Source organism: Acinetobacter sp. X9 (assembly GCF_054889255.1).
In genome coordinates, this window is sequence record NZ_CM142679.1 from 2,482,389 (window position 1) to 2,508,245 (window position 25,857).

The 25,857-nt window shown below is 36.0% G+C and carries 33 protein-coding genes, 1 tRNA gene and 1 pseudogene; 13 read left to right on the forward strand and 22 right to left on the reverse strand.

What is annotated here, in order from left to right; genetic code table 11:
- Positions 1–567, reverse strand: a complete 567-nt coding sequence (locus tag ACYU0V_RS11765; protein ID WP_086400074.1) for a DUF6932 family protein — start codon at positions 565–567, stop codon at positions 1–3.
- A 235-nt stretch (positions 568–802) separates the two neighbouring features.
- Between ACYU0V_RS11765 and ACYU0V_RS11770 the strand changes: the two genes are divergently transcribed.
- On the forward strand, positions 803–1,477 hold the full coding sequence (locus tag ACYU0V_RS11770) for a hypothetical protein (protein ID WP_461847569.1): 675 nt from the start codon (positions 803–805) through the stop codon (positions 1,475–1,477).
- A 217-nt stretch (positions 1,478–1,694) separates the two neighbouring features.
- Here the strand turns inward: ACYU0V_RS11770 and ACYU0V_RS11775 are convergent, their stop codons facing one another.
- Both ACYU0V_RS11775 and ACYU0V_RS11780 read right to left on the reverse strand, forming a co-directional pair.
- The gene (locus ACYU0V_RS11775) at positions 1,695–2,024 is read right to left on the reverse strand and encodes a hypothetical protein (RefSeq protein ID WP_001210983.1); all 330 of its coding nucleotides are present in this window, start codon (positions 2,022–2,024) and stop codon (positions 1,695–1,697) included.
- 85 nt (positions 2,025–2,109) lie between these two features.
- Positions 2,110–2,556 (reverse strand): winged helix-turn-helix transcriptional regulator, encoded by a 447-nt coding sequence (locus ACYU0V_RS11780; protein ID WP_325793031.1) that lies wholly within the window; start codon positions 2,554–2,556, stop codon positions 2,110–2,112.
- 111 nt (positions 2,557–2,667) lie between these two features.
- On the opposite strand from ACYU0V_RS11780, the pseudogene ACYU0V_RS11785 reads away from it, so the two are divergent.
- Positions 2,668–3,934, forward strand: a pseudogene (locus ACYU0V_RS11785) (MFS transporter).
- Positions 3,935–4,066: 132 nt separating this feature from the next.
- Positions 4,067–4,471 (forward strand): hypothetical protein, encoded by a 405-nt coding sequence (locus tag ACYU0V_RS11790; protein WP_086266327.1) that lies wholly within the window; start codon positions 4,067–4,069, stop codon positions 4,469–4,471.
- Between the two features lie 86 nt (positions 4,472–4,557).
- On the opposite strand, the gene ACYU0V_RS11795 is transcribed toward ACYU0V_RS11790, so the two are convergent.
- Entirely contained in the window at positions 4,558–5,805 is a 1,248-nt protein-coding gene (locus tag ACYU0V_RS11795) for a mechanosensitive ion channel family protein (protein WP_032003974.1), read from the reverse strand.
- 241 nt (positions 5,806–6,046) lie between these two features.
- Here ACYU0V_RS11795 and ACYU0V_RS11800 point away from each other — a divergent pair, with 241 nt between their 5' ends.
- Positions 6,047–6,409 carry a DUF3592 domain-containing protein gene (locus ACYU0V_RS11800; protein WP_199992775.1) on the forward strand — a complete coding sequence of 121 codons (363 nt, stop codon included), beginning with the start codon at positions 6,047–6,049 and terminating at the stop codon, positions 6,407–6,409.
- A 4-nt stretch (positions 6,410–6,413) separates the two neighbouring features.
- Here ACYU0V_RS11800 and ACYU0V_RS11805 read toward each other — a convergent pair whose 3' ends face one another.
- Genes ACYU0V_RS11805 through ACYU0V_RS11820 form a run of 4 tightly spaced genes read right to left on the reverse strand, consistent with a single transcriptional unit; the run spans position 6,414 to position 9,424 of the window.
- Entirely contained in the window at positions 6,414–7,058 is a 645-nt protein-coding gene (locus tag ACYU0V_RS11805; RefSeq protein ID WP_032003976.1) for a glycosyltransferase family 2 protein, read from the reverse strand.
- Positions 7,055–7,654, reverse strand: a complete 600-nt coding sequence (locus ACYU0V_RS11810) for a class I SAM-dependent methyltransferase (RefSeq protein ID WP_461847578.1) — start codon at positions 7,652–7,654, stop codon at positions 7,055–7,057. The genes ACYU0V_RS11805 and ACYU0V_RS11810 overlap by 4 nt, the downstream gene beginning before the upstream one ends.
- Complete coding sequence (locus ACYU0V_RS11815) at positions 7,629–8,423, reverse strand: PIG-L deacetylase family protein (protein ID WP_461847580.1); 795 nt, start codon at positions 8,421–8,423, stop codon at positions 7,629–7,631. The genes ACYU0V_RS11810 and ACYU0V_RS11815 overlap by 26 nt, the downstream gene beginning before the upstream one ends.
- Complete coding sequence (locus tag ACYU0V_RS11820; RefSeq protein WP_461847582.1) at positions 8,411–9,424, reverse strand: acyl-CoA dehydrogenase family protein; 1,014 nt, start codon at positions 9,422–9,424, stop codon at positions 8,411–8,413. Before ACYU0V_RS11820 ends, ACYU0V_RS11815 begins: the two co-directional genes overlap by 13 nt.
- Before the next feature lie 249 nt (positions 9,425–9,673).
- Between ACYU0V_RS11820 and ACYU0V_RS11825 the strand changes: the two genes are divergently transcribed.
- Both ACYU0V_RS11825 and ACYU0V_RS11830 read left to right on the forward strand, forming a co-directional pair.
- Positions 9,674–9,907 (forward strand): DUF2171 domain-containing protein, encoded by a 234-nt coding sequence (locus ACYU0V_RS11825; protein WP_014206240.1) that lies wholly within the window; start codon positions 9,674–9,676, stop codon positions 9,905–9,907.
- 321 nt (positions 9,908–10,228) lie between these two features.
- Positions 10,229–11,173, forward strand: a complete 945-nt coding sequence (locus tag ACYU0V_RS11830) for a metal-dependent hydrolase (protein ID WP_271649527.1) — start codon at positions 10,229–10,231, stop codon at positions 11,171–11,173.
- A gap of 69 nt (positions 11,174–11,242) precedes the next feature.
- On the opposite strand, the gene ACYU0V_RS11835 is transcribed toward ACYU0V_RS11830, so the two are convergent.
- From ACYU0V_RS11835 to ACYU0V_RS11845, 3 genes are all read right to left on the reverse strand, one after another.
- A complete protein-coding gene (locus ACYU0V_RS11835) occupies positions 11,243–11,797 on the reverse strand; it encodes a TetR/AcrR family transcriptional regulator (RefSeq protein ID WP_461847584.1) in 555 nt (184 codons plus the stop codon).
- A gap of 649 nt (positions 11,798–12,446) precedes the next feature.
- Entirely contained in the window at positions 12,447–12,869 is a 423-nt protein-coding gene (locus tag ACYU0V_RS11840; protein ID WP_461847585.1) for a hypothetical protein, read from the reverse strand.
- 91 nt (positions 12,870–12,960) lie between these two features.
- Positions 12,961–13,086, reverse strand: coding sequence for a YHYH domain-containing protein (locus ACYU0V_RS11845; RefSeq protein WP_005076872.1), 126 nt, complete (start codon positions 13,084–13,086; stop codon positions 12,961–12,963).
- 154 nt (positions 13,087–13,240) lie between these two features.
- Here ACYU0V_RS11845 and ACYU0V_RS11850 point away from each other — a divergent pair, with 154 nt between their 5' ends.
- Positions 13,241–13,744: an AAA family ATPase gene (locus ACYU0V_RS11850; protein ID WP_461847588.1), complete on the forward strand. Its 504-nt coding sequence runs from the start codon at positions 13,241–13,243 to the stop codon at positions 13,742–13,744.
- Positions 13,745–13,996: 252 nt separating this feature from the next.
- Here ACYU0V_RS11850 and ACYU0V_RS11855 read toward each other — a convergent pair whose 3' ends face one another.
- Both ACYU0V_RS11855 and ACYU0V_RS11860 read right to left on the reverse strand, forming a co-directional pair.
- Positions 13,997–14,335 (reverse strand): hypothetical protein, encoded by a 339-nt coding sequence (locus ACYU0V_RS11855; protein ID WP_060465949.1) that lies wholly within the window; start codon positions 14,333–14,335, stop codon positions 13,997–13,999.
- A 284-nt stretch (positions 14,336–14,619) separates the two neighbouring features.
- Positions 14,620–15,387, reverse strand: a complete 768-nt coding sequence (locus tag ACYU0V_RS11860; protein WP_014206235.1) for a class I SAM-dependent methyltransferase — start codon at positions 15,385–15,387, stop codon at positions 14,620–14,622.
- 364 nt (positions 15,388–15,751) lie between these two features.
- Here ACYU0V_RS11860 and ACYU0V_RS11865 point away from each other — a divergent pair, with 364 nt between their 5' ends.
- Both ACYU0V_RS11865 and ACYU0V_RS11870 read left to right on the forward strand, forming a co-directional pair.
- Entirely contained in the window at positions 15,752–16,237 is a 486-nt protein-coding gene (locus ACYU0V_RS11865; RefSeq protein ID WP_031944142.1) for an Lrp/AsnC family transcriptional regulator, read from the forward strand.
- Between the two features lie 178 nt (positions 16,238–16,415).
- Positions 16,416–16,532: a hypothetical protein gene (locus ACYU0V_RS11870; RefSeq protein ID WP_002117441.1), complete on the forward strand. Its 117-nt coding sequence runs from the start codon at positions 16,416–16,418 to the stop codon at positions 16,530–16,532.
- Positions 16,533–16,547: 15 nt separating this feature from the next.
- On the opposite strand, the gene ACYU0V_RS11875 is transcribed toward ACYU0V_RS11870, so the two are convergent.
- The 4 genes from ACYU0V_RS11875 to ACYU0V_RS11890 all read right to left on the reverse strand — a co-directional run bounded on the left by ACYU0V_RS11875 (position 16,548) and on the right by ACYU0V_RS11890 (position 19,647).
- The gene (locus ACYU0V_RS11875; RefSeq protein WP_017403101.1) at positions 16,548–17,357 is read right to left on the reverse strand and encodes a pyrroline-5-carboxylate reductase family protein; all 810 of its coding nucleotides are present in this window, start codon (positions 17,355–17,357) and stop codon (positions 16,548–16,550) included.
- Positions 17,358–17,710: 353 nt separating this feature from the next.
- The gene (locus ACYU0V_RS11880; protein WP_002117453.1) at positions 17,711–17,935 is read right to left on the reverse strand and encodes a hypothetical protein; all 225 of its coding nucleotides are present in this window, start codon (positions 17,933–17,935) and stop codon (positions 17,711–17,713) included.
- Between the two features lie 220 nt (positions 17,936–18,155).
- A complete protein-coding gene (locus ACYU0V_RS11885; RefSeq protein ID WP_005070223.1) occupies positions 18,156–18,371 on the reverse strand; it encodes a cold-shock protein in 216 nt (71 codons plus the stop codon).
- Between the two features lie 343 nt (positions 18,372–18,714).
- Positions 18,715–19,647: an LpxL/LpxP family acyltransferase gene (locus ACYU0V_RS11890; protein WP_130118621.1), complete on the reverse strand. Its 933-nt coding sequence runs from the start codon at positions 19,645–19,647 to the stop codon at positions 18,715–18,717.
- A gap of 239 nt (positions 19,648–19,886) precedes the next feature.
- Here ACYU0V_RS11890 and ACYU0V_RS11895 point away from each other — a divergent pair, with 239 nt between their 5' ends.
- On the forward strand, positions 19,887–20,504 hold the full coding sequence (locus ACYU0V_RS11895) for a LysE family translocator (protein ID WP_461847589.1): 618 nt from the start codon (positions 19,887–19,889) through the stop codon (positions 20,502–20,504).
- 96 nt (positions 20,505–20,600) lie between these two features.
- Here the strand turns inward: ACYU0V_RS11895 and ACYU0V_RS11900 are convergent, their stop codons facing one another.
- The 3 genes from ACYU0V_RS11900 to ACYU0V_RS11910 all read right to left on the reverse strand — a co-directional run bounded on the left by ACYU0V_RS11900 (position 20,601) and on the right by ACYU0V_RS11910 (position 22,031).
- Positions 20,601–21,146 (reverse strand): glycoside hydrolase family 108 protein, encoded by a 546-nt coding sequence (locus ACYU0V_RS11900; protein WP_304395310.1) that lies wholly within the window; start codon positions 21,144–21,146, stop codon positions 20,601–20,603.
- 30 nt (positions 21,147–21,176) lie between these two features.
- Positions 21,177–21,566, reverse strand: a complete 390-nt coding sequence (locus tag ACYU0V_RS11905) for a hypothetical protein (RefSeq protein ID WP_461847590.1) — start codon at positions 21,564–21,566, stop codon at positions 21,177–21,179.
- Positions 21,567–21,776: 210 nt separating this feature from the next.
- Positions 21,777–22,031, reverse strand: coding sequence for a hypothetical protein (locus ACYU0V_RS11910; RefSeq protein WP_002119927.1), 255 nt, complete (start codon positions 22,029–22,031; stop codon positions 21,777–21,779).
- Between the two features lie 673 nt (positions 22,032–22,704).
- Here ACYU0V_RS11910 and ACYU0V_RS11915 point away from each other — a divergent pair.
- Entirely contained in the window at positions 22,705–23,376 is a 672-nt protein-coding gene (locus ACYU0V_RS11915; protein WP_017481391.1) for an XRE family transcriptional regulator, read from the forward strand.
- A gap of 151 nt (positions 23,377–23,527) precedes the next feature.
- On the opposite strand, the gene ACYU0V_RS11920 is transcribed toward ACYU0V_RS11915, so the two are convergent.
- Entirely contained in the window at positions 23,528–23,761 is a 234-nt protein-coding gene (locus ACYU0V_RS11920) for a hypothetical protein (protein ID WP_005070233.1), read from the reverse strand.
- 175 nt (positions 23,762–23,936) lie between these two features.
- A tRNA-Met gene (locus ACYU0V_RS11925) sits at positions 23,937–24,013 on the reverse strand.
- 255 nt (positions 24,014–24,268) lie between these two features.
- Between ACYU0V_RS11925 and xseA the strand changes: the two genes are divergently transcribed.
- A complete protein-coding gene (xseA, locus tag ACYU0V_RS11930) occupies positions 24,269–25,534 on the forward strand; it encodes an exodeoxyribonuclease VII large subunit (RefSeq protein ID WP_461847591.1) in 1,266 nt (421 codons plus the stop codon).
- Positions 25,524–25,718, forward strand: a complete 195-nt coding sequence (gene xseB / locus ACYU0V_RS11935) for an exodeoxyribonuclease VII small subunit (protein ID WP_002119890.1) — start codon at positions 25,524–25,526, stop codon at positions 25,716–25,718. The genes xseA and xseB overlap by 11 nt, the downstream gene beginning before the upstream one ends.
- The last annotated feature ends 139 nt before the right edge of the window (positions 25,719–25,857 follow it).

Below are 25,857 nucleotides of genomic sequence, written 5' to 3' on the forward strand. Positions count from 1 at the left end.
CTATCCCTCCATGCTATTTAGGATTTTAAGGGCGGCCGCATCTTCTAACGGAGAGAGTTCAACCTGAAAGAAGCCTTTCCATATATTATCACCTTTGCGATGTGACCACATACTGTACCAGTAAGTTATCCTACTGATTAGCTCGGGCGTCAAATTCTGCCCAAGGATCACAGGGTAAGCATCCACTTTAAAGTTGGCTTTTGTATATTTTGTAAGAAGCAATTTTCCAGTTTTTGGTAAAAAACTTTGCTGTGTTTCACCGTCAGGTAAATAAAAAAAAGTCACAACATCAATATCATTTGGAGCTCGCTTTTCAAGAATTTCTATATCTGTAGTAAAACTGCCATCAAGCCACTGATAACCAGAAACTATACCCACACGATATAATTCAGCCCTATACTCAAGCAATCCATTTAGGATAGTCACTCTTTCAGATGTAAAAGAGAAAAGATCAATCAACTGGCTTATAGAAATAATATAAGGCGATCTATTTAGACTGCTTCCATCAATATCATTTACAGGAGGAATCACACCAGCCATGTTAAATATATTTGGCTTGACATTCATAATTGCGAAGTCCCCTCTGCTATCGAACCATTTAAAAGAACCGTATCAAGTCACGGTTTATAATATTTAATCATTAGCATAAATATATCCCACTTTGGATTAATATTAAGCACTATTTAAAAAAATTTAATAACTCCAATATTTTAAGCATAAAATACAAATATTATGCGCAATATAATTGTTTCATGCATAGTATTTTAATATTATGAATTTCTCAATATTAAAAGGCAACACTATGGCATTTCGTGCAGATGAAGCAGCAAAAGACGGACGTCTTTCGGTTGAAAAGTATCTACTCTCTCATTTAACTGATCTAGATTCTAAAGATCTAACTAAAAGCCGTGAAAAATTAATGGACCTATTCGATGAATTAGGTCCTGTTATTTATACTTACCCAAGTTGGCACCCTTTAGTAAGTGATAAAAGAGTAGATTATGACACTATAACCCCCAGTAAAGAATGTGGGTATCAAGGCTTAGATCATACAGTTTGTTTCGCTAATGGATTTATCACATGTCCTTATGATGATGGACAAAAAGTGTTAGATTCGGTTCTTAAACTAAATCCAAATGAAATTGCAGACATAACTGCAGAACGTCTAGATGTAAAGCTTTACTCATCAAGTGCAACACCTATACTTGTAAGATGTATCTGGCAAAAATCATTATGCAAGGATGGCACAATCCCAGCATCAATTGCCGTTCCATTGTTATTAGAAAATGAATTACCTAACTGGAAAACTGCTCAAGTTGGAGAAACATGGGACTCCATGAGCTCTTACTTTTTGGGAGCACCACACGGTAAACGTTCATCTTTATTTGTTAATCAAGAAACAGGACAAACAATAAAGAAAATATGGGAATCTTTAATTAAAACAGGTATGTTCGGACCAATTATAATTAGACCATAAGATAAGCTCTTTCGGGCTATATTAAGTTCAAATGAAATAACCACCCAAGGGTGGTTTAGTATGTAGTCATATCTTTATGCATCAATATAGAAAATAGTTTTGCTCTATAAACTCATTTTCTTGTTTGATACTTGCTATATACTGTAGAAAATTAGCTATTCACAAAAGAATTAGGTAGTTTTCTATTGTCTACCAATAAACTATTTCCCACTAACACTCACATATTTTTAGCCAATTCTTTTGCTAAACATTGCTCATGCCATGTGGTTTGGAAGTTCTCGACAGCTTTTGACTTAATGAGAGGGTCTTCAAATAACTTTGAAGAATATGCAGATTTGATAAGCTCTTGATAAAGTTGTTTGGCTTGTTGCTCTTCAAGATGATTGGCGATGTCATGTAACTCTTTAGCTGGCACTTCATGTTGTCTAGCATCCATCACGCCACTCGCTGCTTTTTTCACAGTTTCACAGTAATGAAGTTCCATTGCTTCTGATGCTGCATAACATTGAATTGAAATTGCGCTTATAAAGAGGAATATAAATCTCATAATCTCACCTTAATTTGACGCGCAAGGTTATCAACTAATCTGCCTAAATTTAAGTTAAAAAAGGTTATTTTTGTTTTGTCTTATTTTATTTCACCTTTTGCACTTCAGTATTAGAGGCTCTCAGCACTGTTCCATCTGCCGCGACTGGTGCCATAAATGGAATTTGCTGACCCGTGTTTTTATCAATTAACAGAGAATGGCGCTCACCACTTTCAAATAGGTTCTGCTCTCCCCATTGTCGTAAAGCCACAATCACCGGGAACAAACTCTCCCCTTTAGCGGTCAATACATATTCTTGATAAGCCGTGCCATCTGAAGCATCTTGCAGTTCAAGAACACCTGCATCGACTAATTTTTTTAGGCGATCAGAAAGAATATTACGTGCTACTCCTAAGCTGCGCTGAAAATCTCCAAAACGGCGCATTCCATCAAAAGCATCACGCACAATAAGCAATGACCAACGATCTCCTATGAGATTGACACAGCGCGCAACAGGACAAGGTTCATCTTTTATCAATGTAGAGTTCGCCATTGAGTTTCCTAACTAATCATCAGTAACAAGCTATCTAGTTGCATTTTAAAACCAGTCAATCTAACATTCAACTAGTTTTATTTTAAAACTAGATTGAATGGATTTAGGCCCATGAAAGCTTCTCTTGCATCTTCAACTTCATCCTCCGAAAGTGATAAACCGCTTCCAAGCATGCCTCGTGGCGTAATTTTGCTATTTGCGATTGCTAGTGGTGCAAGCGTAGCAAATGTCTATTATGCACAGCCTCTACTCGACATATTAGCGAGTGACTTTAATGTGAGTCATGCTGCCATTGGTGGTGTGGTTACAGCCACTCAAATAGGTTGTGCCCTAGCCTTAATCTTTGTAGTGCCGTTGGGTGATTTGGTAAATCGGCGTCGGTTAATGGCCCTACAGTTATTGGCTTTAATATCTGCATTGCTCGTAGTTGGCTTTGCCCATTCTACGATTATTCTTTTGGTAGGAATGCTTGCGGTGGGTTTACTCGGCACAGCCATGACACAAGGGCTTATCGCTTATGCTGCAAGTGCTGCGGCCCCACATGAGCAAGGACATGTAGTAGGTACTGCACAAAGTGGTGTGTTCATTGGTTTACTACTTGCCCGCGTATTTTCAGGGGGAATTAGTGATATAGCGGGTTGGCGCGGCGTATACTTTTGCGCAGCCATCATCATGCTCATGATTGCTTTTCCCCTTTGGAAACGACTTCCTCATTTAAATATTCAACCCAGTGCCATGCGCTACCCTCAACTTCTGGCTTCTATGTTGAAACTGCTACGCCAAGAAAAAGTGCTACAAGTGCGCGGTGTGTTAGCTTTACTGATGTTTGCAGCATTTAATATTTTCTGGAGTGCATTGGTACTGCCATTAAGTGCCCGGCCTTATAACTTTTCTCATACTGTAATTGGGTCTTTTGGGCTCGTTGGGGTGATTGGTGCTTTGGCTGCTGCGCGTGCCGGTTACTGGGCAGACCGTGGATATGCTCAGCGTACAAGCTTGGCAGCACTGTTAATATTATTAATTGCATGGGCTCCACTTTCACTCATGTCCTATTCGCTCTGGGCACTTGTAATTGGCATCGTATTGCTAGACTTAGGTGGACAAGCCCTACATGTCACCAACCAGAGTATGATTTTTCGTACTCGTCCTGAAGCGCATAGTCGGCTTGTTGGTCTATACATGCTCTTTTATGCGGTAGGTAGCGGATTGGGTGCAATCAGCACAACAGCGACTTATGCTTATGCTGGATGGTTTGGCGTGTGTACACTCGGCGCAGGTGTTAGCCTTCTGGCATTATTATTTTGGCGAATGACACGACATATTGCGTCTTAAAGAGCAGATGAAAAAAGATAACAATATACAAATACATAAATTATAATAACCAAAAATTTCATCCCCCATAAATAAACTCATTTGGACTTCAACTTTGAAGTTCGAGCGGTAATGGGATGAAATCTTCTTTAACAATCTAAAGATTGATATGTAACTTTAGTCAATTACTATCAAATATATGAAAACCCCTATAGGAACAAAATTGGGTATCTATAATAAAGTGATTTACACCATGGTATTTGCCCTTGTTGCAGGATGTCATCAACAAGAAGCAGACGATGGTCCCGATGCTGTAAAACTCCCAGTCTATCAGTTTAATGGCGTTTCTGGTTCAGCACGCTTAAAAGGAAATTTAGAGTTAAAGCAAGGATGTCTTTATGTGAAGGATATACTCATTGTCTTCCCTGAACATACTGCTCAGTGGGATGATGAAAAAAACACTTTAAGTTATAAAGGTCAGCAGATCGGCTTAGGCAATAGATTAGATATTACTGGAAATATTGGTGATTTTGAGCAAGACAATCTACGTATTAAGCATTTGAGTCCCATGTGTGATCATCAGAATATTTGGTTTGCCGGCTAATCTTTTGTGAAGAGTATGAGTAAAAAAAGCCCCCGTCTGGGAGCTTTTTTAAAATAGTTTAGGCGCTGTTATTTACAGCTTAAAACTTAACTGGGGTGAATTTCTGCCGTTAATCTTTGCAAATCATGACCCGAAGGTGCTTGGTAAACACGTAAACCAAATTCGGGAAGAATCGCAATTAAATGGTCAAAAATATCTGACTGAATCGCTTCATAAGAAACCCACGCAATCGTGTTGGTAAATGCATAAATTTCTAACGGCAACCCTTGGCTTGTCGGCTGTAACTGACGGACAATAATGGTTTGATTTTGAGCAATACCCTTGTGCTGACGTAAGTAAAATTCAACATAGGCTCTAAATGTACCAATATTGGTTAGACGGCGCTTGTTGTAACGAGATTGATTGCTTAAATGCTTATTGAATTCTTCAATTTCAGAGTTCTTTGCATTTAAGTATTGATCTAACAACAAAAAGTCTTTGAGCTTTTGTTGCTCTTCATCACTCATGAAATGAACGCTACTTTGGTCGATGAAAAGTGAGCGCTTCATTCGACGGCAACCTGAATTACTCATGCCTCGCCAGTTTTTAAAAGTATCGGTCACGAGCTTATTGGTTGGAATGGTGGTATAGGTTTTATCAAAATTTTGAACAGTTACAGTATGCAGTGAAATATCAATTACATCGCCATCTGCATTGAGTGATGGCATTTCAATCCAGTCGCCAATACGCACCATGTCATAAGAGGCAATTTGTACACTCGCCACCAAAGACAAAATGGTGTTTTGGAAAACCAGCATTAATACCGCTGCCATTGCACCAAAACCTGCAAGTAAAGTGAACACATCCTTTTTAAGGAATGTTCCCAAAATCATGAGGCCACACACAACAAATAAAATGAGTTTAACCAGTTGTAAGTAACCTTTAATCGGCTTATTTCTAGATTTCGGATTACGCTGATAAATAAGGTTAAAGATATTTAATAGTTCGCTGATCGTAAGCGCGAGTGTAAGAAAAATGAATGCTTGCGCGCCCATCTCCACAAAAGCAATAAACTTCGGAGATAGATGAGGAACCGTTGCAATACCGTTCATAATCACAACGGCAGGAACAATATTTGCAAATTTCTTTATAACGCTATGCTGAGCAAAAATAGATTGATTCGGAGATTTGAGTTTTGTGACTAAATGACGAACGCCCCGAACAATAATGCGTTTAGCAATAAAATTTGCTATTGCTGCAAATAAAATCAAAATAGTGAGTGAAACAAACATCTCTAGCCAAGGATATTGGCTTAACTCACCCCGAATATCACGGAAAAAATTTAAAAAATCCAAACCTATACACCTTAAAACTTTCTTTTCTAGAATTTTAGGGGTTAAGGACATTTATAATAAGGTTTGTTTACATATGTAGTCATAAATACAACAACTAAGTTATATACCCACTCAAATTTAAATCGAATTGCTTAATTTCACCCCCTTGCCTATTTATGTTTAAGATTGATTCTAGAAAGTAGATCGAAGCTATCAGCTCCTTTAGAATAATGTGCTAAACGAAGGCTTTTGGTTGTATTGAGTGAAATTTTCTGACTTTTTAACTTTTATTGGAGTGGTCTGGTTCAGCTTATTCTTTATCTATATTGCTTGGACATTTTTTCTTAAAAGTCAGGTTCAAAGATTTTTGATTTATAAACGAGGAAAGATGACTTCTGCCGAGGTCGTATATTTTCAAGACTCATTAGCTAAGGTGCAATATCGCCCTTTATGTTATATCAAATTAAAATTCCAAACTGAGCAAGACCAAGTCATTACTGAAAATCTAAAGGTGCTTATTGCTAAGCAAGATCACTATAAATATAAAGTCGGTAGAATTATTAATATTAAATATGACCCTAAAAATTTAAAGAATATTTCGATATTGGGCGAAGTGATGATTTAGGTCATTAGAGATTATTTAAAAAGTACGACAAACCTTGAGGTGCGCGTCCATTTAAACGGCTACTTGTGGTTACTCGAACCAGATTGCTCCAAGTAATATTACAACAATGATGGATCAATTTTTTGATTAGAGATACATCCTCATGACATGAGATAGGCTCAAAGCCACCAACCAAAAGATAGACCTCTGCACTAAAACTTAAATTTGCGCCATGAATATGCGCGTGATCCATCTGATCTTTATAGTGCGCTAAATATTTCTGCTGTTTCGTTATAGAGAGATGACTAAAATCATCTAGCGTCACAGTGCCGCAAATTGCATCTGTGGGTTGATGCTGAATTTGATAGCGCAGCCAATCTGGACTCACCACGGTGTCTGCATCAGTACATGCAATCCAAGTGACGCCACGCCTGATTAAATGACGGATTCCCAAATCCCTCGCTTGCCCTACACATGCATAGTTGCATTCAATCCAATTGATTTGATGGCTTTGTACAATCAACCGCGACTGATCTGTACAGTTATCGAGTACAACAAGCACTTCTACCTCATAACCAGAAATATTATCTATGGCGACCTGAATAGATTGCAAACAGGCAGATAGATAGTGCTCTTCGTTATGTGCTGGAATGACGATACCTATTTTCATCTTAGTTTTTCCTGCTGAGCTAAAGAGGAAGTATTCGCCGTCCACAGATCAATCATAAAGTCTGGGTCGTTTAAGCTGAGGTAATGATGAAATGGGAAATGTTGCTGAAAAGCTTGATGGACTTGTTCGGCGTTTAACTCAAAATCTTGAATTTCATGACGCCAGTGACAACACAGAATCTCGCCATCATCATTTAAACTATGCTTTAACTTTTCAATAAACTGATGCAATTCATCCTTGGATAAGTAATAGGCCATCTCACTAATTAAAATTAGGTCAAATTTTTGAATCGAGTAGTCTTCGGGTATTTTTCTGTTTTCAACAATGACATGCTCAAATTCTTTTAAACGCTCGGAAGCCAAGCGAACAGCACACTCAGAGATGTCTATACACACTAACTCCTCAGCTCTTTGTGCCAAATGAAAACTTAAATGTCCATTTGAACAGCCCACTTCTAGCACCTTTGAATAGCGGGGTTTTGTCAGCAGTGCAAGACAAATTTGTCTTTTACGAGCTTCATACCAGTGAGCGTCATAACCCCATGGATCACTGTTATGCCGATATAAATCTTCAAAGTACACGCGAGAATGAATCACTCAAATAAACCTCATAAGGCATTAAAAGACGTTTAATCGCACTTGGAGAGAGAACCGCAGCATTACCTGTCGTTTCATCTGCTTCAAGTTGGGTTTTAAACTGCAAAATTGCTTGATGTTTTTTTGTTAGCTGTTCTTCGGTTAAGCGGTAGGCTTTTGCTCGGTGCCAATCAATGCGTGGGTCTAAAGGCTCTGCCCAATGCCAAGCCCAAATTAATACGTGTAAACAGAGTAGTTGCTTAGCGGTTGCATAGGCTTGTACGGTTTTACCTACTGCTTCATGGTCTGGGTGACCATCAAATTCATAGCTACAAATTAGAATATCGTCAGCTTGAACCAACTGGTCTAAACTCTGCCAAAGTTGTTCGGTTTGCAAATGGATCTGACCATCTAACAAATTAAGCTCTATATGCTCGGTTGACTTTGCTCCCCCTAGACAATTTAAGGCTACCAAGCTTTCTTGCGGGCGAAGAATATTGAGCTGATCCGGAGGATATTTTGTAGAGTTAGGATGGCTTTGTGTGCCGTTACTCACTGCTAAAATTAGGATCTTACAGTTCAGTGCAATAAGCTGCTGCATTAATCCGCCACAGCCAAGTATTTCATCATCAGGATGTGGAGCGATAATTACGACCCTTTTTGAACGAAATAAATCAAGATCTAAAGGCGCTAATGGATGCTCTTGAAATGCCTTTAACCATTGCTCTTTGGCCGTACCCTCACCAAAAATAACGCGGTCTTCAACCAAAGGATGTTTTAAAGTTCCCATAGGCTTTGCTCCGATACACAGAGTTCTGCAATTTGTTCATAGTCAAAAGCAGCATGACTTTGCCGTATAAACACGGGCAGATCAGCCATGAGCTGAGCAAATGTGGCATCCTCACAAAAAGGACGAGCACCTAATGCTTTGCCTACTCGCTCAACCACACTCAGACAACATTGTTCTGTTTGGGCACGTAATATTCGTATTTCCCGCTCATGATTGAGCATGGGTTTGCTGTCAATCAGTTCAGCAACATATTGAAAATATTGCTTAGTGATTTCTAATTGATGAGCGACCTCTCCCAAGTACAGTTTTTTAAAAGGATTCGGACTGACCTGACAACTTTCTTGTAAAAAACCAGCTAAACCAACGGCGGCACCAAACCAACAGGCCGCAACACCTGCTGCACCATGCCAAAAACCTGGGCGTTTTAAATAACTGTTTGGCTGACCAACCATCTGAACAGGCGTATTCTCGAAACGAACTCGTGCAGTCTGTGTTGCGTGCATGCCTACAGCATGCCAGTGGTTTAAATCGGTCGTAATGGATGGATGACTTAAGTCAACAATACAAAGCTGCGCTTGGCCTTGCGGGTCCTTATAACTCATTAAAGCTTTATAAATAAATTCCGCACCAGAGCACCAAAGCTTGATGCCATTACAAAGACTATCTTCCACTTGTAATGGCGCTGGTCCACCGTCTGCTGCCCAAACAGCCCAAGTCTGGTCATCTATTTGTTGTTGATAACCCAATTCCCTCAAAATGCTTAAAGCATCGCAATGAGACTCAAAAAGCTTAGCTAAACTTAAGTCAACTCCAGCAATCTGAGCAAAAAGTTGCCAACGTTGATAGGTTTGGCCAGAAGCTGGGTGAGGCAAATTGTGAGTTAAACTTACCAATTGATTGAGCAAATCTATACGAAGCTTACTTTTATCTTCAGCTAAGGCAGCTTCAAATTCACTCAATATACTTAATATCGTCATATTTATAGGTATTTTAATATTCATTGCAAATAATTATTTATAAGACTTGATTTAACCATATCTAAATACTTCTGTTTAAATAAACATATAAATTGTAATAAAAAGATAAATATTATTAGTTTTATATCTAATTATTTCATTGTTATTCAAATACACCCATTAAGTGAACTTATAAACCGATCATGTAAGGTTTATTAAAAACTCAACATTTAGTTCATTATTTAAAGTAATTTAGTTCTTACCGTTTTTCTATTTCTACAGAAGAGGTCTAAAATGAACACTTTAAATATTAATGATATTAAAAAACACGCAGATGTTATTGCTTCTTGTGGCACTAAAGTAGGAACAGTCGATCACCTCGAAGGTGAAAATCAGTTAAAGCTTACCCGAGACGAAAGTGGTCAACATCACCTTATTCCTACAGGATGGATTGGGGAAGTAAAAGAAGACCAGGTTATTCTGAATAAAAATTCAGAGGAAGTTAAAGATCAGTGGCAAGCGATCTAGACTTCTAAATATAACTATAAAAGAGTTAGCTTTTTTAAATAAGCTATTTTTTACTAATAAAATAAAATTAGTTTATTACTAAAATCTAAAACTAAGGCTCCTTTTTATAAAGGAGCCTTTTTTTATTTATCTCATATTTAAAATAAATAAAACTTAACCTCGTTTTATTTCAAATTTAACTAGTCTTTAACGGAGCTGCTTTTATCTCTACAAACCTTTTTGTGGTTCATTTTGTCCCTTAAGCACATGGTGATCGTTTTTACTTAGTGCTAAAAATTGTGCATTCGCATTAAATGAACAATTATGAATAAGGTGACGTATATGATCACAGGGAATCATCAGCTTAAAGCCAGAAAGGTACATTTCGATTTTACCGATTCATCCGTCTGTTGGATGCCGAATGATCCGCTATGCTCGCATGTAGCCAATGGCATTAACATGCTCTTGCCAGCTGGTGAGTTTTGGTTTTGCCGTGTGTTTAATAAAACCCTGCCCTTAATTACCGATGAAACCCTAAAACAAGAAGTGATTGGATTTGTCCGCCAAGAAGCTGCTCATGCACGTGCGCATGAAAAAGCACAGGACTTCTTACGTGAAAATGGTTACGACATTCAAGAAACACTCAACCGTGCCCATTTTGTTTTTAACATTTTATTGGGTGACAAACCGCTCGGCATACCCTTTTTAAAAGGCGAAAAGCTTGATGAATATTGGTTACTTTTCCGAGTAGGTGTGATTGCTGCAATCGAGCACTTTACGGGAACCATTGGTCAATGGACGCTGGACAGTAAATCTTGGGACCAAGCTGACCCTGCTATGGCAGATTTGTTCCGTTGGCATTTGGCTGAAGAAGTGGAACATCGCTGTGTTGCCTACGATTTATTTGAGCACCTTTTAACAAACAAGTTTGGTTTTTATGTGTCGCGCCAAGTGATTATGGCTGCTGTTTTCCCACTGTTTATTTATTTCCTTGCTGACTTTGCTCGTAGTTTAGGTAAACAAGATTTAGAGCACGAAGATATTCAAAAATTGATGCGCCGTGGCTACTTCAAAATTATTCGTGAATTTGAAAAAACTGCGACTCGCTCAGACAACTTACCAACCATTAAATATTTGTGGAAAGCGACGTTAAGATGGGTTTCTCCAAAATTTAACCCAATTCATGAGGGAGACACCGAGCAAGCTTTAGCCTATATGGCTCGTTCGCCTGCCGTTCAATACTTTGAAGGAATGGCACAGGCTGCAAAACCGGCGACATTAAGCTAAACAACTACTTTTATTTAGAATGAAAAGCCTCCTTTGTTTGGAGGCTTTTTCTTAGATAAGTTTTGTCGCTTAAGCAAAATTTAAAAAGAAATAATCCAACAACCGACCGCTTTCATCTAACACATTTTTATCTAAAAGCTGAACCATTGCCCCATCAATCATAAATAAGAACATGTAAGCATCTTGGAGTGAAGCCGTAGATTTTAAGGTTAAAAGCACCTTATAGATTTCGCTAACCAACCAGTTTCTATAATCAATCACAACTTTATAGGCAACTGGGTAGAGCTTTTCTATTTCAAAAATTGCTTTAAAGGGTAAATGATAAAAGCCATCTAAGTCGGCATGTAAAAGATAAATCTGCTTAAGTTTATCGAGCACCATTTGCTCACGGTAAGAATTAATAATGGAAAACACTTTTACTTTGAGCGCGTCTTTTTGAAAAGTGAGACACATCTCGATGAGTCGTGCTTTTGAGTGAAAGTCGTTGTAAAAAGTAGCCTTGGCAACTTTGGCCTCTGCAATAATTTGGTCGACTCCGACCTTATGAAACCCATATTGATTAAATAAGTCTTTTGCAGTGTGAAGCACTCTGAGTGCTCTAAATGAAGATTCTAAATTTGGCATAGGAATACCGTTTAAATAATTTTTGTTGTATCTAAAAGAGATAGAAATGCCGTCACTCTTAAAATGAGTGCTAAAAACAGGCATGCAAAAGCACCACAAAAATGTGCCTAAGCTATCTCAGGTTTTATTGTTGCTATGATTTTTTTAGTCGTAACGAGCTAAGGTTGTAGAAAACCTAGAGTCGGTTAAACCGCTTTAAAGATTGTTCAAGCGGTATGAATAGAGAGACTTTGGCAACGGCCAATAAAGAAGAAATAGTATGCATAGCAGACTCCTTGTGTGTAAAGAAGTTCTACCAGATCACTGTCAAATGATTATGGTGGTAGAACGAGAGAAGGTTGACAGACTGACACACAAGAATCAGCACGCACAAGGCGTCCCTCCCTCGCCCTACCGCTACGAAGGGGGACGAACGAGTTCGCCACCAAAAAGAGAACTTTTTGATGTCTTGTGTGTTAAATCGATCTGTCAAAATCGACTGGCAATGTGACCAGCACGCAAAGCATAATCGGAGGGGTTTTAGGTGTCAATGTGATATTGGCTAGAAATAAAGCTTTAAAAACATGAGTAAAAAGATTTATTAATACCTTAGAGAATACTTTTATTTTTTAGATTTAAAAATGTAAGGTAAACTTAAAAATGTACTTCGTTATATTAATTCATTAAGCCTTTGAATACCGAGTTTGACGCCATAGCTACCTTCACTATCGTTATCAAGCCAACCACCATTAATTAAAGCTGGCACTGTCTTATTTATCACTTTACCAGCTAATAGTTTGGCATCCTCCCTACTTAAATAGCCAACGGTTAAACCGTTAATTTCAATTTTAACTGCGTTCTTGTCATAAGCATTAAAAGGTTCAGAGACAACTCTAGCCATTACTTCTACATATTTTGACTTTTCTTGTTTAGGCCCAGCAATCTTTCTTAAATTTGCTTGATAGGATTGCTCCCCAACAACATCAACCAAATAGACTATTGATCTTTCACCAGTGAGATTTTTCTTCTTATGTTTTTTACTTAATATTAAAAATAAAACCAATAAGCCAAATACTCCCATTATCATTTCCATTCTTTTTCCTCTTATTATTCATAAAAAATACAAAACTAAAGATATTAAAAAAGAGTAAACCAGAAATCAGCTTACTCTTTCATACCCTTATTTAATGACAATGATGGTCACCAGTTTTACTATTCGTATGACATCCTTTAGAGTTTGTACCCCCAGAATGAGCATTAACCTGTGTAACTGCTAAACCGATTAGACAAATGAATAAAAGTTTTTTCATGAGTTTATTTCCTTCAAGTCGGAATTATAATTGAGTTTTTATTGTACAAAATAAAATTATTAAGCTTTGATAAAACAGATGAGTGACTTATAAACTTTAGTCTAGTTTCTATTTATAACCATTTTTTTGAAATATCCCTTTAAAAAGATAAACCATGAAAATTTGTATTGTAGGCCCTTCTGGCGCTGGTAAAACAACTATCACTAAGAAATTAGCTGATGAATTAAAGATATCAACTTATGGGTTTGATGAGATCTACTGGAATATAAGTGGAACTGAGTTTGTAAAGAATTCGGAAGAAACAATCTCAAGTGGTACTCAAGAAATCGCCTTACAAGATAGCTGGATTGTAGAAGGAGCTTACGATAAACGCTTACTTCCATTACTTCTTGAATGCTCTTTAATTTTAAAAATGGAAGTTCCTTTTTATTTAAGAACAATAAGGCTTTTACAACGTTACTTAAAGTCTGTAGCTACAGGCAAAAGACCTAAAGAAACTTTAAAAAATACAATTGAGCTAATTCGGTTTTCATATAGTTTTGATAAACGTTTAGAAAAATCTCTGAGTAGTAATGCTCAACTCTCTAAAAAGACTATTCCTTTTAATAACTATTCAAAAGCTATAAATATTATTCAGACTATTTTTAAAAACAATTAATTCATTTATGAAATCATGATGAAAGAACAAAAGTGGGTTGACAGACCAGCCATCTAGCAAATGGCACGCACTAAGCGTCCCTCTTCCGTTCTATCGCAGAGAATAATAAGAGTGATTTTAAATATCAATGTGGTAATGAGTAGATTTATTTTCTAATGTAATTAGCAGATTATATTTGGTGATACACCGATAAAATGGATAATTAAATCCATTTTATCGGCTTGCTAGAATCGGTTTTTAAAATCTTATTTTTTATTTTTTAATATAGTTTGGAAATTCTTTTAAAACCCTACTACATAATTGACCTTTTGTATCTTCTTTCTTCCGTTCTTCAAATTGATTCATGCCGAATCTCATGACTTCTTTACCATATTTATCACCTAACTCATGTTTAGTGCATTTTTCAGCTTCATGAATTAGTGCCTCTGATGAATAATGATAATTACAATCAAGTTGAGCACGGCTTAAAAAACCATGCAGTTCTACTGTTTTCTCGCATTGTGTTTGCCCTACAAGACTTTTAGATTCTTGAGCAGCATAAATTGATGTTCCGACGAATAGAGTGAAAATCGTTACTAAAAAATTACGCATTATTTCCCCGACAAAGTTTTTAAAAGTATTAGTGATAATATTGCGGGCGTATTAAATAATAATTATTTATAAGTGTCTATTAATAATAAAGAAAATGGGATAACCCTCCTCTCTTTTGAATACTTAATCACCTTACAAAAATTGTGTGATTAAGTTTTAACAAATAAATGATATTAAATCTGTTTTATAACCATCTTTAATATTATTCGAGTTATCCGAAAACAGAGTTTTAGTGATATTTAATCCATTTCTAATCTACTAAAACCCTTATTCATGACACCACGTTAAAACCCTAATTTCTTAAAGACAAAATAACCCACATGGCTTTCAAAGCTACCGTCATTTTGAATTTTGAAATATTTCTTCACGAGGTCTGAGGAACCTTCCTGCAAATAACGTAAAGTTTTGATTTGATCTTCAGGCGTTTTCATGCGCTTTACCCAACTATCAAAGTCTAACGAAAGCGTTTGTTTGTCTAAGCCGACTAAGTCAAAGCCTGCATCTTCAATAAAATAGACCCACTCTTTCACACTATAGTTTCGTACATGGCTTGGGTCTCGAATAGTTTCGATGGTCTGTAAAAAAGTATCTAATATGGGCGAGCTAGAGCTAATAATGTCTACAAAAATAACAATACCATCAGGCTTAAGCACGCGGTTTACTTCTTTCATGGCAGTCGGAACATGTTGCCAGTGATGCGCAGAATATCGGCTAATGACCACATCAAATTGCTGATCACTAAAAGGCATGTCCTCAGCAATGCCCTGCTGCACAAAGATATTTTTTAATTTGCGTTGGCTAGCGGTCTTAGAAACGGTGTCTAACATTTCATGAGATAAATCGTAAGCAAAAACAAGGTCGGCATGCGGAGCAACATTGTAGGAAACATGCCCCCCACCACAGCCTAAATCAAGGACTACAGCCTTTTCAATTTTCTGAATTTCATTAATAAATTTATTAAATTCAACCCCTTCAGAATGAGCTTGGCTATTTAAATAGTCGAGAGATTTATTTTGATATTGTTTTTGATTTATATCATGCTGGGTGATCATAACCTTGCTCCTCCTTTGTAATGGAATTACATTAAAGGAAAAGTTAGATAAAAAATAATGATTAGTTTTTCTTCAATTGATAAATAAAAGTTATTATTTGATTTATTTTAATACGTTATGCCCATTCATAAAAGTCGATCTAACAATTTATAAGAAATCCGCAAAGAGCACTGTTTAGTCACCCTTACTGAAACAGTGCTCTTTGCTCCATCCCAACCTCTATCCAGAAAGGTCCGATGCATAGAAATAGTGTATGTACCTTTGACTCAAAATGTTTCCTGTATTTTTTAAAATTTTTAAACATTCACAGCATAAAAATGAAGTATATTGATTTTTATCAGAAGATTCTTCTTTGGTTTATATTTTGAACAGAACAGAATACACACTAGATCGTATAGATCGGAAAATTTTATCTGCATTACGTGGAAATGGCCGTTTAACCGTTGCTCAACTGGCCGAAGAAGTAGGTCTTTCATCTTCTCCATGCTGGACACGACTGAAACGTCTAGAAACTTTAAAAATTATTGAAGGATATACGGTAAACGTAAACCAAAAAGCGATTGGCATTCATGAAGTCTTTTTTATTGAAATTACTTTAGAGCGCCATGATGACGAAATGCTAGAAAATTTCAGTGAAGCATTAGCAGATATACCTGAAGTAGTGGAAGCGCATCTCGTCACAGGTGACTATGATTATCTGGTTAAAGTAGCAGTCAAAGATGCTGACCATTACGAACGATTTTTAAGAAAGAAGCTTTATTCAATTAAAGGAATACGCCACACCCGTTCGACATTTGCTCTACGCCCTCTCAAATCTGCTAATACAGCCGATTTAATGTTAATCGAATAGAAGAGTTAAACACTTAGAGATAATTCCTTAATTTATTGATTTAAAAATCTTTATTAAGATAGAACCTAGAAAATATAACAGATCATAGCTCTGTTATATTTTTTTTAAAAAATTCTGTATCTATGATTACAGTCTTCAATTCTTCAAAATGTAATTAATCTGAATTGGAGGCATCGCCATGAACATTTTGAAGAAAAAAAATAAGGCCAGTTTTGTATTCTTTATTATTACCCTCTACTCTTTTATTGGGTTTGGCTTAGGCTTCGTGATTTGGGAATACTTTTTAAAGGCCTAGTTTGCTAAAGAAGTGCTAACTCACCTCAGTAATAATTTCTGAAGTGATTTCTTTACTACGATGATATGCGGCCTTCATAGCTAAACGTATATCATCAGATACATTTCCTAGCTCAAACATTCTGAGTGCTGATTCGGTAATCCCGTTAGCCAAGGTCACCTTACCACACAGATCCGCTGGCGGGACATTACTTTTACGGACCATTTCAACTGCACCACTAGCCGCTTGGAGTGCTAAATCTAGAGCAAATTGTTTATCAAGCCCTAAAGAAACCCCTGTCTTGATCATGCTGTCTAAAATATAGAAAAAGTAAGCTGGCCCCGAACCAGACAAAGCAATAATTGCGTCTGACTGCGTTTCAGACGGCGCCCAAAAAGTCTGACCCGTTGCAGAGTACAGCATTTCGATTAGGTCTTTATCAAGCTGGTCCATTTGCTCTGAAGCAATAAGCACATGTGTCCCCGTATGCGTCAGCACAGGTGGATTTGAAATTACGCGAACAATTTTTTTCGAACCCGTAAAACGAGTCAAGTTTGCAATATCTACTCCCGCCATCATAGAAACTATAATTTTACTAGCTAACCATTTTTTTAGCGGTATAAGTGTCTCTTTTAACTGTTTAGGCTCTAGTAGCAAAACAACAATTTCAGCTTTTTTTAGTCCATTTTCTTTTTGCTTTAAAGCATTTGTATCATTAATCTTTTTCTCTTCAATGAGGTGTATTTTTTCTTTTTTAAATCCTTTTAAAACCAACCCTCCTATTAACGCTAAAGCTAGATTACTACTGCCAATAAAACAAATATTAGGTTGTACTGCACTTAACATTTAAAATGTTTTCCTTTCTTAAGAGAGGTTTATAACAACAAATATTATCTATAATTTAATTATGTATATTGAATTAATGATGACCGTCTGAATAAAGAACCCACTTTAATAAGATATATTATTAAAGTGGGTTTTGTTTTATTCGCGCAATAAATAAAACAACTTTAGATTAAGCCTAATGTATTACTATTGTTAGTAAATACCACAAAAAAATGTTAAGCTGTGTAACATATACAAGAGTATTGTAAAAAATTCTGTAACGAATTCTATTAAGCTAATATAAAAAATATCTATTACTTAATAAGAAAATCTTTAAACCAAATTAAGGCACGGAAGTGTTCTAGTTCAAACAACTAAAGAGTTTCTTTCTTATTCGCTAAAATTCTCTCGGCTTTTCTGATTGCCTGTTGTAAATCAATATCTTCGCACACCCAAAAGGTAAAAATTTTTCCAAATAGGTGGAAATGCTGTTTAACATACTGAGAGCTATTGTCCGAATAGTGCTCTTCTATCTTAAAAACATCATTATGATTTTCTATCTTTTGACCGTCTAAAATACCGCCAATACAAATATCCATTTTAGTACCATACACCTAATTACTTATATTTTAAAAAAATTTAGAAGCACTTTTAAGAGCATATTTTTATTCTGCTTTTTATTTTTAAAGATAAGTTTAATTAAAACTTATAAAAAACCCACAAGATAGAGTGGGTTTTTAAACTCTTCTAAAGCGCTTTAGCCTTAAACATATTCTATTTAAATAATATATTTAAAACAACTCTAGTCGCTCTATGAAGTTATGAATTCTGAAGAATCACAATATTTGAAGCTTGTGGGCCTTTTTTACCCTGTACTACAGTAAACTCAACACGTTGGCCTTCTAAGAGAACCTTAAAACCTTGTGTTTGAATATCGGTAAAATGAGCGAAAATATCCTTACCTTCATCAGCCGCAATAAAACCAAAACCTTTAGTTTCATTGAACCATTTTACTGTACCAGTAGAAGTAGACATATATTTATCCTAAATTTTAAAATATTATAACTTATTATTGGGGAAACCAATTTAACTAAAAAATAGACGTGAAAACTTAAATATCTGAATGAACCGAAGACTTATAAATAAAACTGCGAAATAGAAATTTATGATGACAAGAATATTTTGTTAGTTATGCTCGACTATACACGCTTCAAAATCATTTGCAATCGATATTCAAAATAATTAAAGCAAGAAAAATTTTATAGTGTTGACTCAACATCTTTCATCTTGATTTGATTAAAGATCCTTTCAATTAAAAATCTAATATTCTATATTTTAATTGAAAGAAGTACTTTTAATTCTTGAGTTACTGACGCCATTAATAGAATTTCTGTTCACCAGCAGGACGTGTTTTAAAGCGTCGATGAAACCACATGTATTGTGTAGGGGCAATGCGAATTTGGTTTTCAATAATCTTGTTTACCCTTTCAGCGTCACTGACTTCACAGCCACTCGGGAAATTTTCTAATTTAGGTTCTACTAAAACATGATATTGCGGATTACGAATATTACCACTACGGTAAAAATATAAAGGCACGGCTGCTGCTTTTGAGATATCCATTAGTCTGCGATGCGCTGTAACAGTAGCGGCTTGAATACCGAAAAATGATGCCATGACCCCTTGTTTTAAGCCAAAATCCTGATCTGGGCTATACCATATCGCATGACCATGTTTAAGGTTTTGTATGAGTCCACGCATGTTGTCTCGAGCAATTTGGTTTTTATACACTCGCGCACGACTACGATGAATCAGAAAATCTAAAAACGGATTGTTTTGAGGTCGGTAAACCACGTCCATATTAAAGAATAAAGTACACGCCGCTCCACCTGCATCTAAAAGCGTACTGTGTGTACCTAATAAAAGTACGCCATTTTCCTGATTATTGGTTAAATTTTCTAAACCATCTATATGGACACGGCTTTTAAACCAATTTGGACAATACCAAGCATTTAGAGCTTCAAATACACCCGTTAAAGTATCAACAAAAACCTGTTTAGCTTTTGCTTCAATTTGCAAAGGTGTTTTTTCTGGAAAACATGCTTGTAAATTACGTAGTGTCGTTTTTCTTCGAGAACTTAGAGATTTCCACGCTATTTTTGATAGAAAATCAGCAAGGCGCCATTGAATAGCCCATGGTAACATCGCAAATAACATTAGAATAAAAGCTAAAAACCATATACCCCAATATTTAAACGCTAAAAAGGAAAATTGAAACTCGCCAGATTTAAACTGCCGTTCATTTTTCGTCATACTATAGATTTCTTGAGGTATAGACTTAGTATACTAACATGCTCAATTTTTAACGTTGTGTGTTTATGTTGCTTTCACTTTTATAGTTTTATATGCCCTATTTATTTATACAAATCTATATTTTAAATATTTAATCTATTTAAGGCTTAAATATACATAACCTTCTGTATACAACGATTATTTTCTCATTTAAAGTAACCGCACAATCTTGCCTCAATTGATAAATAGGATATATCAGCGTGAGCGGTCTTTTAGTATTTATAACAATAGCATTTCTTACCCTATTAAGCCCAGGACCGGGAGTTTTATTTACTGTCACAAATTCAATTAACTATGGTGTTAAAACTGCTTTGTTTGGAATAAGTGGTTTAATTATTGGTATGTTTGTGATTGCTGTAATTTCTGCCAGCGGTGTAGGACTTATTATTACCAGTAACCCTACTATTTTTATGGTTCTAAAGTTTATTGGTGCATTTTATCTAATGTATCTCGGATATAAAAACTTCACTAAAAAACTTGCAACCCAAGAGTTAATGACCGATCAACAAAAAGATAAAGCTGTAAGTAAATCTAAATTGTTTTATCAGGGCCTATTTGCATCTTTGCTTAATCCTAAAACAATCGTATTTTTTATCGCACTCTTCCCTCAATTTATTGATATCAAGAAAGAGATTTTAAATCAATTTTTAATTCTTTCTTTAACCTTTTGTTTTATTGGTTTTTTAATTCATTTAGTTTACGCAAATTTTTCTTCGATTTTTAAAGAGAAGATGTTGGCTGGAAATAATTTCTCGATTCTCAATAAAATTAGTGGTGCTATTTTCTTTCTACTTGCCATTTTACTTATCGCACAATAAAGCATTGCTCGACCTATTATTTGTTAAAAAGCCTTAACTCGTGGTTAGGCTTTTTAACTCATTAGATCTTTAAACATGTTCTTTTCTAACGCATTTTTAGAGTGTTACTCTGTTTAATATCCAACCGTAGAAGAAATCTTCGTAGTTAGGATTGTTCTCTGTAATTTCAATATAATGCTGCCCTTGCATAATATTTAAAATGCGCACGAATACTTTTTCTCCCTCTTTATTACGTCTATTTAAGTACGTAGCTAGTGCTTGCAAAGTAAGAGGTCCGTACTGACCATCTACCACAAGATTTGGCCAACCTTCCTTCCCCTGCTTATTCAGCAGATTTAAAGCACGTTGTAATAAAGGCTTAGTAAAATTGACGCCACAATTTATAGCTGTATCCAGTAGCTCTTCTGCAATAGCTGGGCTAATTGCATTAATCTGGTCAAACTGGGGTTCAAACCAGTATTTTTGCTTATAAATAGATTTGGCGACACTTAAGGGCAAGTCTTGCATGTTGCCTTGATATCCGTTCGATCGAGCGACTGCTTCTGTAATGCCAAATTTAGTCGCATGGCCATGATCTGATGGATGGTTAACATATCCGCCTTCTCGGCTGATAATTTTTTCTAAGTATTGATCAATATTCATTTTATTCTACCTTTATATTTAAAGCTGTCTTTAGCTATTTTGGAGATCATCTTTTGCTTTTTTTAGGTCTTTAATGACCTCTACAATCGTTTTACCTTCTTGTTTATTGATGAAGTTAAATATCCATCTCACAATAGCCCAGCCCGGTAAACCACAGATGAAGAAAAATCCAGATAGGGTGATCATTCCCCAAATATCGGATACCCATTCATGCAGGTTCCATTTCATAATAATGAATGAGCCGCCTGTCAGGCTTGAAACTACTGTACAGATGAGAGCAACAATCCATTCTTCTGGAGAACGAGGAAAACGCATCATTAATACAACCGCGACAACTAAGCTGACTGCCAGAGCCACCATAATTGCAATACTATAAAAATTTAAAAATGTGGCTAACCCACTGCTAGAAACTGTTTCCATGACTTTGTCCTGCTTTAAAGGATAAAACTTGAAAACTCATCACGTTGACCAGCTTGTGGTTTTCAATGTTTATTAATCCCTTTCGTTTTCTTTATTACAGTCAATAAAAAACACTAACGCTTTAAAGCAGCGCTAAATTGCAAGACGAACTTATCCTTGACCCCATTTATTTCAGGGGTCCGAGAAAAAATGTTTGTATGCTAAAGCCTGTTAGTGTGCACCGTTTAAGGCTTGTTCAATCAACTCAATCACTGTGATTGCACCAATCGCTTTTTGCATAGAGACTTGATCATCGAATTCGAATGCGTCATCTTCAAGCTCATTTACAATCTGCTTGGCCTCCTCAAGTGCCCTTTTTATTTTTTGTACCTTATATTTGTTTACGTCTTTGGCAATTGTCGGGATATACCCTCCACGTTTTGCATTTTTAAGTTGTTTAGCTCTGTTCTGCATTGCTGTAGTCATTCACTATCTCCAACTCAATGTACTCGTTAGTAAGGCGTCTTTATCGTTTGTTATTCTTGAGGTTTTGATACATTCTTTGAGCAATATAGCTAAGCTATGGCTACAAATGTGTGTTCGAAACGTTTCATCTGGTACAACAATCATAAAGAACCAAACTATATGCAATTAAGCCACTAATTTATAAACAAATATTTCCTTTTCTAAAAATGTAAAAAAGTATTAAATTTTGTGGATTTAAGCTTTTTACACGTCTTAATTTTTTGACCAAAAAGTTCATATAAGGCTTTGCCGTATATCGGAAACTTTTGTTAGGTCTCACAATCTTTGTTAAATTCTTCATGTTCTTGATACCCTTTATCGACGAACATTAAGCCTGATCCACGGAATCGGGCTTTTTTTTATTCCAATTTTTGTTTTGATAGCCTGTTTGCAAATAATAATTGAGCTATCTCCCTTTTATTCTGCTACCTGTAGAAACAAAATAAATTTAGCTTCCATCTCAAAGCTTTGATAAAGCGATAAATAGTGACTTAGGCACCACTTAAATTTTCTCTATTCATCTTGAGATACAACTGATATTATAACTATAGTTATTATTAGTCAATAACTATAGTTGTTTTACTAGATATAACTTAAGTTATATATTTGTTATAAGTTTACTGGTGTAACCATTATGGCTCTTAAAGACCGTTTAAAAGACTCTAGAATTAAAGCCAAAAAAACTCAGGCTGAAGTGGCAGAAGCTGTAAAGATGTCACAACCTGCCTATCAGGCTTTAGAGTCAGGGAAAAATTTAAAATCTGCATTTCTTCCTTTAATTGCCCAATTTTTAGGAGTGGATGGTTATTGGTTAACGACTGGGAATACTGAAGATTCTTTTAGAGAAAGTGATGTATTAAGCCCGACTGTGGTGAGTGCAGAATCTACCGATCAATATGTTTGGATTGAAGTCGTAGAAGCTAACTTTTCTTGTGGGACTGGTGAATCTATTGAATTTCACTTTGATGCTATTAATGGAAAAATTCCATTCCCTGCTTCATTCTTTAAAGAAAAACGCGTTGCTCAAGAATGCATGCGTATTATTAAAGCTAAAGGCGATAGCATGACCGACTACATTAAAGACGGTGATTTGGTGGGTATTGATATCTCTCAAACAGAAGTCATTGATGGCGAGATTTATGCGGTTTACTTTGCTGGCGAAGGAATGATTAAACAGATTTTTAAAGAGGCAGATGGCTCTTTAATTTTGCATAGCTTAAATGAAAAATTTAGAGACCGACGCGTAACAGAAGAGAACGGTAAAAACTTTAAGGTTATGGGTCGCCAGTTCTGGCGAGCAGGCTAATTTAGTTATTAAATATAATTAAAATAATAATATGAGCTTTTTTAATCATTACAGCCTTTTATAACTTTAATTATTTATACAACCTGTAGACATAAAAAAACCTATCTCCTTTAAAAGAGATAGGTTTTCTCGCTTTATTACCATGGTTTTATCAACAATATGTATTTAAACGATAAAGTTGATTAAACCCGGTATAGAAGCTTTTACCATCTTGGTTTAACTCAATTTCTTCACCAGATTGAAGTTGAATTTTTTTACCGACTTCGACCCAACGATAACCATCGAGAGAGTTTTGTTTACGCACATGAGGAACAATCCTCACATTAATTTCATTGCCATTTACGGCTGTGGCAATGTGCCACTCATTTACTATATTCACAATCATTCACTCATCACTGAGCTCATGTGATTTTACGGTATGTAATTAGAACGCTAGATTTAGGGTATGGACATTTCGTCTAGAATTTAATATTTAGCTTTATATAGGGTTATTTATAAGCTAATTGCTTTTCATAATTTTCGTATTATGAAAAGTGGTACATCACAGAGCATAATATTTTTGGATGCGGGAGTCGGATTTGAACCAACGACCTTCGGGTTATGAGCCCGACGAGCTACCAGACTGCTCCACCCCGCAATTGGAAGTAAGCTTTATACGCTCATATATTTTATAAAGCAAACTTTATTTTTTAATCGGTTGTAATTATTAACAATTCTCTTTTTATTATTTTTTCATTTTAACCATTCAGTCTAAATTCACTTATCACTTTCAATTTTTAATTCTTTAAATTGTTGTATTTATTTTAAATAGAACCCGATATTCATAGACAGCAATTGCCTTGGTTGGATGGCTTTTATACTATCTAGTTTGGCCCTTTAATTTTTAGTTCGTATGTCTGAACCTCAGTTTTCCCTTAGTGAATATCTCGGCACAGTTCAGGAAGTCATACGTGTGGCTTTTGATGAGCCAGTTTGGGTAAAAGCAGAAATTCGAAATTTAAATATTAAGGGCGGCCATTACTATTTAGAGCTCGCAGAAAAAGATGCAGAGACGGATAAAGTCATTGCAAGCTGTAAAGCCACAATCTGGAAATTTTCAGCGAGTAAAATTGTTTTAAAGTTTGAACGTGAAACTGGGATTGAGATTTCAAGTGACTTAAATGTACTCATCAAAATTAGAGCACGTTTTGATCCTCAATATGGATTTTCTGTCAATATTGAAGAGATTGACTCAAGCTTTACGTTGGGTGAAATTGCTAAACGTTATCAGCAAATTATTGAACGACTTACTCAAGAAGGTTTAATCCATAAAAATAAACTTCTTCCCACTCCCTTTGATATTCAAAATGTTTTAGTCATTGCCCCTCAAAATGCTGCGGGCCTTGGTGACTTTAAAAAAGATGCAGATGCACTTGAGCGAAATGGGGTTTGCCATTTTGTGTATCACACCGCTACTTTTCAAGGAAACACGGCTGCAACCAGTTTGATTGAATCCTTAGGTTCAGGTTTAAGACAATGGGCCAGCACCTTTAACTTTCCACCTGATTTGATTGTGATTATTCGCGGTGGTGGATCGGTAAATGATTTAGCTTATTTAAATGATTATGAACTTGCCGCTCTACTTTGCAAACGTAGTGTACCCATTTGGGTAGGTATTGGTCATGAAAAAGACCGTACTATTCTTGATGAAATTGCCCATCGCTCATTTGATACACCAAGTAAAGTCATTGCTGGTATCCGAAACCACATTGTTGAACGCGTACAAGAAGCAGTAGATAGTCTGCAAACGATTAAGCTACTTTCTCAGCATCAAATCACAACCTATCAAAGCAAAAATGATCAACTGCTTCATCACATTAAATCTTCGGCACAGAGTCAACTTAGCTCGGCACATCGTTTGCTTGACCAGATGAAAGAACGTATTCAGTTTAGCTCACAGCAACAAGTTAAATTTTCATTAGCCCAAATCGAATCTTTAATGAAGGAAATTCTTTTGCAAAACCCTAAACAGGTCCAAGCCAAGGGCTATGCAATTGTCAGATCCGAAGGAAAAGCGATTCGCTCTATACATCAAATTTCAAGCCCCGCAATTGCTATTGAGATGCGAGATGGTGTGGTTGAAGCCAACATTATGCAGGTAATTCCAAATGAAGAATGAAGAGTTAACGTTTAAAGATGGTCATGACATTTTGAAGAAAAATGCCGAATTACTTGAATCTCAGGAAAGCCCGGATATCGATAATTTAATGAAGATTGTTGAAGAATCTATTACAGCTTATAAAGCATGTAAATCACGTATTGAAGCTGTTCAACAAGCTCTAGATGAGACATTCAAAGAATAAAAAAAGCCCACTCCTACTTCTCATTGAAGGAATGGGCTTAGTGAAATCCACTTAATCCTGAAATGCAAAAATGTGGATTAGGTCACACTTTTACACAGGCATAGTCCCATAACCATTTTAGATGTTCAATATTTTAATT